The sequence below is a fragment of the Streptacidiphilus sp. MAP12-33 genome, from assembly GCF_041261265.1.
In the GTDB taxonomy this organism is placed as follows: Bacteria; Actinomycetota; Actinomycetes; order Streptomycetales; family Streptomycetaceae; genus Streptacidiphilus.
The window spans coordinates 1-6,361 of record NZ_JBGCCA010000077.1 but is presented as its reverse complement, the minus strand read 5'-3'; the positions used below and the strand labels follow the sequence as shown (position 1 = coordinate 6,361).

7 protein-coding genes, 1 rRNA gene and 1 pseudogene are annotated in these 6,361 nt (G+C 70.6%); 5 read left to right on the top strand and 4 right to left on the bottom strand.

The genetic code is table 11. The features are described 5' to 3' along the window. The 3 genes from rrf to ABH931_RS39535 all read left to right on the top strand — a co-directional run. Window positions 1-88: ribosomal RNA gene (gene rrf / locus ABH931_RS39545) — 5S ribosomal RNA — on the top strand; the annotation flags it as partial. Between the two features lie 90 nt (window positions 89-178). Continuing rightward, window positions 179-424, top strand: a complete 246-nt coding sequence (locus ABH931_RS39540) for a type II toxin-antitoxin system CcdA family antitoxin (RefSeq protein WP_370124821.1) — start codon at window positions 179-181, stop codon at window positions 422-424. Next, window positions 421-822, top strand: a complete 402-nt coding sequence (locus ABH931_RS39535; protein ID WP_370124820.1) for a DNA-binding protein — start codon at window positions 421-423, stop codon at window positions 820-822. The genes ABH931_RS39540 and ABH931_RS39535 overlap by 4 nt, the downstream gene beginning before the upstream one ends. Window positions 823-872: 50 nt before the next feature. Here ABH931_RS39535 and ABH931_RS39530 read toward each other — a convergent pair whose 3' ends face one another. The 3 genes from ABH931_RS39530 to ABH931_RS39520 form a co-directional block, all read right to left on the bottom strand. After that, window positions 873-1,226: a VOC family protein gene (locus ABH931_RS39530; RefSeq protein ID WP_370124818.1), complete on the bottom strand. Its 354-nt coding sequence runs from the start codon at window positions 1,224-1,226 to the stop codon at window positions 873-875. A gap of 73 nt (window positions 1,227-1,299) precedes the next feature. Then, window positions 1,300-2,661, bottom strand: coding sequence for an RNA polymerase sigma factor (locus tag ABH931_RS39525; RefSeq protein WP_370124816.1), 1,362 nt, complete (start codon window positions 2,659-2,661; stop codon window positions 1,300-1,302). Next, entirely contained in the window at window positions 2,634-3,053 is a 420-nt protein-coding gene (locus tag ABH931_RS39520; protein ID WP_370124814.1) for a YciI family protein, read from the bottom strand. Before ABH931_RS39520 ends, ABH931_RS39525 begins: the two co-directional genes overlap by 28 nt. A gap of 139 nt (window positions 3,054-3,192) precedes the next feature. Here ABH931_RS39520 and sigJ point away from each other — a divergent pair. Both sigJ and ABH931_RS39510 read left to right on the top strand, forming a co-directional pair. Further along, a pseudogene (gene sigJ, locus ABH931_RS39515) lies at window positions 3,193-4,136 on the top strand (RNA polymerase sigma factor SigJ). Between the two features lie 113 nt (window positions 4,137-4,249). Then, on the top strand, window positions 4,250-5,455 hold the full coding sequence (locus tag ABH931_RS39510) for an NAD(P)/FAD-dependent oxidoreductase (protein ID WP_370124813.1): 1,206 nt from the start codon (window positions 4,250-4,252) through the stop codon (window positions 5,453-5,455). A 22-nt stretch (window positions 5,456-5,477) separates the two neighbouring features. On the opposite strand, the gene ABH931_RS39505 is transcribed toward ABH931_RS39510, so the two are convergent. Beyond that, window positions 5,478-6,122: a class I SAM-dependent methyltransferase gene (locus ABH931_RS39505; RefSeq protein ID WP_370124811.1), complete on the bottom strand. Its 645-nt coding sequence runs from the start codon at window positions 6,120-6,122 to the stop codon at window positions 5,478-5,480. Between the last annotated feature and the right edge of the window lie 239 nt (window positions 6,123-6,361).

The window sequence follows — 6,361 nt, the reverse complement described above, 5'->3', positions numbered from 1 at the left end:
CGGTTACATTCCGAACCCGGAAGCTAAGCCTCACAGCGCCGATGGTACTGCAGGGGGGACCCTGTGGGAGAGTAGGACGCCGCCGAACAACTATTCCAGTGAAGCCCCCTGACCTCCGGTCAGGGGGCTTCACTGCGTTATCGGTGCCCGAAGATGCATACCGCAGTATGCTCGATCCATGGCGTCCACGACACGAATCACGGTCACTCTGCCGACCGAACTGGTCGAGGAGATCAAGCGGCACACGGACAACGTCTCGGGCTACGTGGCCGAGGCCGTCGCCCGTCAGATCAGGCGGGAGCTGCTCGCCACCGAGTTGGAGCAGTACCAGCAGGAGTTCGGCGCCTTCACCGAGGAGGAGCTGGCCGAGGCGCGAGCCGAACTGGGTGCCGGCGAGGCGCGTCCGGGGGCCGATGCGGCGTGAGCGCCGCGTTCGCGTCCGTCGTCCTGGACTGTGAGGCGCTCTCCGCCTGGGTGGGCCAGAACCGCAGGATGCTGGCGAAGCTCGCCGTCCTGCGCGAGTCGGATGCCGACCTCGTGGTGTGTGCGAACACGATCATCGAGGCTACGCATGACCGAACGAACCAGGCCCGCCTCAACTGGGTGCTCTCCCAGACCCGCGTCGAGCCGGTGACGGAGCAGAGCGCACGCGCTGCCTCCGCACTCCTGAGGGAGGCCGGCCTCCACGGGCACAAGTACGCCCTGGACGCCACCGTCGCCGAGCTGGCCCTGCGGCAGCAGCGGCCGACCGCGGTCCTGACCTCGGACGTCGACGACCTGGGCCGGCTGTGCGGCAGCCGAGTGAGCGTCCTGTCGGTCTGACGGTCCGACCCTCGAGCTGTCCAACCCTCGAAGCGGAGGGGTCTGAGGCGTCAGTAGTGCTGGGCGATGCAGAACTCGTGGTCCTCCGGGTCGGCCATCACCACGACGACACCCTCCTCGTACTCGTGGCGTTCGCCGGTGTGCCGACCGCCGAGAGCGAGGACCTGGGCGATGCCCTGGTCGATGTCGTCGACCTTCACGTCGATGTGCAGTCGTACCTTGCCGGATTTGGGTTCGTTCACCGGCTGGAAGACGAGTCGGGGCTGGGGGTCGTCCAACTCCCCGAGGTAGATCCAGCCAGGCATGGACGGTCCCTTCGGACGGTCCAGCAGCGCGCCCCAGAACGCGGCGACGCGCTCCACATCGACGCAGTCGATGGTCACTCCGACCCAGCGGTTCGGCATATCCCGTGCCTTCCTGACGTGGCTTCACGAGCCTTCCGTCGCAAGCGGATCCTACGGTCGACGGTCATCGTCGTCACCGCACGCCGGCGGCCTTCCGCAGCAGCACGGCTCGTTCACGCGCGTTGCCGCACAGGCGGGCGGCGAGCTCCAGTTCGGCGCGGGCCTCCGCGTTCCGGCCGAGCCGGAGCAGGAGTTCGCCGCGGACGGTGGGGAGCAGGTGCGAGCCCGACAGGCGTCCTGAGACCGCCAGTTCGTCGACCAGGCGCAGCGCGTCGTCCGGTCCGCTCGCCATGGCGACGGCGACGGCCCGGTTGAGCTCCACCACGGGTGAGGGCGCCACCCGGCCGAGGGCCTCGTAGAGGAGGACGATGCTCTCCCAGTCGGTCTCCGACACGGAGGGTGCCGTCGCATGGCAGGCCGCGATGGCGGCCTGCAGGCCGTACGGGCCGAGGCCGCGGCCGGTGGCCGTCGCCTTTCCGAGTGTGGCCAGACCGCGGCGGACCGCGGACCGGTCCCACAGGCGTCGGTCCTGGTCCTCCAGGAGTACCGCCTCCCCGTCCGGGCCGGTGCGAGCCGGGAAGCGCGCGGCGGTGAGTTCCATCAGGGCGAGCAGCTCGTAGACCTCCGCGTCGGGCCGGGAGGCCGACAACAGCGCGGCGAGGGTCCGGGCCAACCGGACGGCCTCGTAGGCGAGATCAGGACGCAGCAGCTGATCGCCGCCGGTGGCGGTCGACCCCTCGGTGAAGATCACGTACAGCACGCCGAGCACGCCGCCGAGCCGCGCACCTCGTTCCTCGGCGGGAGGCAGTTCGAAGGGCACGCGCGCGGCAGCGATGGTCTTCTTGGCCCGGGTGATCCGCGCCTGGACGGTCGCCGTCGGGACGAGGAAGGCTCGCGCGATCTCCTCACTGGTGAGGCCGCCCACCACGCGCAGGGTGAGGGCCACCTGGGCCTCGCGCGAGAGCACGGGGTGGCAGGCGGTGAACATCAGCGCCAGGACGTCGTCGTCAACCCGGTCGGGATCCCAGGGCAGCCCGTCCGCCGCCGCGTCCGCCGCGGACCCGGCCGGCCTGCCCACGCCCACACCCGTGGCGAAGTCGCCCTCGGTCAGCGGGCCGGCGAGCAGCGCGTAGCGCTCGTCGAGGGCGGACCTGCGCCGGAAGGCGTCGATGGCCCGTCGTCGGGCGGTCGCCAGCAGCCAGCCCACGGCGCTGGCCGGCGTCCCCTCGCGCGACCAGCTGACCAGTGCCTCGGCGAGCGCCTCCTGGGCGACGTCCTCGGCCAGGGCGAAGTCCCCGGTGTAGCGGGCCAGGGCGCCGACGATGCGCGGGGACTCGATCCGCCAGACGGCCTCGACGGCCCGCCGCGCCTCCTCGGCGCTCGGCGGGCCGTCGGCGTCGGCAGGTGTCAGACCTGGCCGGTCTGCTCGCGCCACGCGCGCTCCTTGACGATCCACTCGTTGTCCTGCGGGAACTCCTCGATGCCCGGCACCCGACGGATCTCGCACTTCGACCCGCTGATGGCGGGCATCCGCTTGGCCCACTCCACCGCCTCCTCCTTCGACGCCACGTCGAGCAGGTAGAAGCCCCCGAAGAGTTCCTTCGTCTCCCCGTACGGGCCGTCGGTGACCACGGGGGTCTCCCCGCTGTAGTCGACCACCACGCCCTGGGACGGGTCGTCCAGACCCTCGGCGGCGACGAGCACACCCGCCCGGATCAGTGTCTCGTTGAAGCGGCCCACCGTCTCGAGCATCTCCTCGAAGGGCGTCTCCATCATCTTGGCGACGGACTCGTCCGTGCCGCGCATGATCAGCATGTACTTCGCCATCTTCGGCTCCTTGTTCGGGTAGCTCGGGGTCGCTGTCCGACCCTCTCTATCCCAGGTCGAACGGCGCCGCCGCCGATCGACACGATCGCGCGAGAATTTCCGGCGGACCGGATGCGGAGGGCTCGTCTACGATCGGGCCATGCTTCTGAGCGCGGGGGACGTGGAGCGGTTCGAGGCCTTCAGGCCCCGCCTGGAGGCCATCGCCTACCGTCTCCTCGGGTCGGCGAGCGAGGCCGAGGACGCCGCCCAGGAGACCTACCTGCGGTGGCAGTCCACCGACGCCGAGCGCGTCGAGGTCCCCGAGGCGTGGTTGACCAAGGTCATCACCAACATCTGCCTGAACCAGCTCGGTTCGGCTCGCGCGCGCCGAGAGACCTACGTGGGGGAGTGGCTGCCCGAGCCGCTGTTCGCCGGGGACCCCATGCTGGGCCCGATGGACAGCGCCGAGCAGCGCGAGTCGGTGTCATACGCCGTCCTCACCCTCATGGAACGGCTCTCTCCCAACGAGCGGGCCGTGTACGTGCTGCGCGAGGCCTTCGACTACCCGCACCGGGAGATCGCCGAGATCCTCGACCTCACCGAGGCGGCCAGCCAGCAGATCTTCCACCGCGCCAGGAAGCGTGTCGCCGAGGGCAAGGTCCGCACCGAGGTCGAGGAGGCGGCCGCCCGGCGCGTCGTCGAGGAGTTCCTGGCCGCCGCGACCAGTGCCGGACCGAGCCACTGGTGCGCCTGCTGACGCAGGACGTTGTCGCCGTCGGCGACGGCGGGGGGACGATCCCCGTCCGTTCGAAGTCCGTCGAGGGTGCCCTGGCGGTCGCGAAGTTCATGCGGGGCCTGTTCACACCCGGCAAGGCCAAGCGCGCGCTCGTCGGTGGGTCGGCCGACATCTACACGGCGGTGGCCAACGGTGCGCCCGCCCTCGTGGCGGTGGTCGACGGGCGGGTGGTCGGCGTCATGTCCCTGGAGGTGACGGACGAGGGCATCGCGACGTTCCGCAACCAGGTCAACCCCGACAAGCTCCAGCGGGCGACGGAGCGGTGGGCCGCCTCCGAGCACGGGGAGCCGCTGGTCGCCGCCTTCTGAGGATGTGACCTGCTTCACACCACGTTCCTGTCAGGTATCGACGGGCTGCCCGGTCAAAGGGGTGCAGGCACGACAGCGCCCCAGACCACTGGGCCCCAGACAGGAGCAGGGACATGCAGCACCGCGTCATCGTCCTCGGAGCCGGCTACGCCGGAGCGACCGCTGCCGGACGCCTCGCCAGGCGCCTGCACCGGGAGGACATCTCCATCACCCTCGTCAACGCCGAGCCCGACTTCGTCGAGCGGGTCCGTCTGCACCAGCTGGCCGCGGGCCAGGACCTCAAGCCCCGGGCGTTCGGCACGATGCTCGAAGGCACCGGCGTCGAACTGAAGCTCGCGAAGGTCACCGGCGTGGACGTCGACCGAAGGTCCGTCGCCGTCACGCACGCGAACGGCGCCGCCGCCGAGCTGGAGTACGACACCCTCGTCTACGCCCTCGGTAGCGGCTGGAACACCCAGGGCGTGCCGGGCACTGCCGAGTACGCCCACGAGATCGCCGGCCGTCCCGGTGCGCAGCGGCTACGCGAGGCCCTTGCGGCCCTCGGCGCCGGACAGCCCGTGGTCGTCGTCGGCGGCGGACTGACCGGCATCGAGGCCGCGACCGAGATCGCCGAGGCGCGTCCCGACCTGGACGTCGCCCTGGCCGCCCGCGGCGGCCTCGGCGACTGGCTGGCACCGAAGGGCCGGCAGCACCTGCGGAACACCTTCGACCGGCTCGGCATCACCGTGCACGAGCAGACCTCCGTCGCGGCGGTCGAGGCGGACCACGTCACCACGGCGAACGGAACCGCCATCCCGGCGGCGGTCACCGTGTGGACCGTCGGCTTCGGGGTCCACCCGATCGCCCGGGCCACGACGCTCGACGTCACCGACGCCGGCCAGATCGTGGTCGACGCGACCATGCGCTCGCTCTCCCACCCGGAGGTGTACGCGATCGGCGACGCGGCCATGGTCACCGGCCCCGGCGACAAGCCCCTGCGCATGTCCTGCGCCTCGGGCGTGCCGACCGCCTGGCAGGCCGCCGACGCCATCGCCGCACGCCTGGCCGGCGGCACCGTCCTGACCGTGCCGATCAGGTACTTCAACCAGTGCATCTCGCTCGGCCGCAAGGACGGCCTGATCCAGTACGTCACGGCCGACGACCGCGCAAAGAACGCGGCCCTGACCGGGCGGCTCGCCGCCGTGTACAAGGAACTGATCTGCAAGATCGCCGCCTGGAGCGTCGCCCACCCGCTGCTCGGGATGCCGACCCGGCGCCGTCGTGTCGTCGTCGGCCAGGAGGTGCCCTCGGCGGTCACACCTGCCGAGGCGGCGGCCTGATTCGCCTACCGGTCGAGCGATGTCAGCGACGGCGGTGTGCGAACAGCATTCCGCCGAGGCTGCTCTCGGCCGAGCGGAGCGTCATCTGCGCCTCGACCTCGAAGCCCGCGTCGTCGAGTCGCTCGGCCAGCTCGTCCGGCTTGCGCCGGTGGATGTAGGCCTTGATGGGAAGTCCGCCGTACCCCTGGGTCTTCAGCTCCGATCCTTCACCGACGTGGAAGGCCACCAGGAGCGGACCGCCGGGCCGCACCATCCGCTGGAAACGCGCGAGGACCGGGCCGAGCACGTCGTCGGGGATGTGGATGAGCGAGTACCAGGCGAGCAGGCCGGCCAGCGAGGCCTCGGGGAGATCGAGCTCGGTCATGGAACCGACCTCGAACCGCAGACCCGGATGCTCCCGCCGCGCGACCTCGACCATCGCGGGCGAGAGGTCGATCCCGAACACGTCCAGCCCCAGCTTGTTCAGGTGTGCGGTCATCCTGCCGGTTCCACACCCCACGTCCGCGACCGGCCCTTGGCCGCCGGCGCGTACCTGGTCGGCGAAGAGCGCCAGTGCCGCGCGCTCGTAGGGCGTTCGGTCGAGGAGGTCGCGCACCCAGTCCACGTAGGTCGTGGCGAGGGTGTCGTACGAGGTCCTGGTGTCGGCCAGCCAGCCATCGGCGCTCATGCCGGGCACGCTAGCCCCGAGGGCGGCCCATCCGCCGGGTGTTGACCCGACCCACGGAGACGTGTAGAGTCCTTCGAGTTGTCCCCGCGGCGCCTGCATGGCGAGCGTGTGTGGACGACGAACCCCCCTCGAATCTGATCGTATGAATGGTTCATTCGTGCTGCCATTTTCGAGAATGGCTGGTGGATTTGGTTCCGACCGAAGAAATCAGCTAGAGTTTCACTCGTCGGAACGGGCCG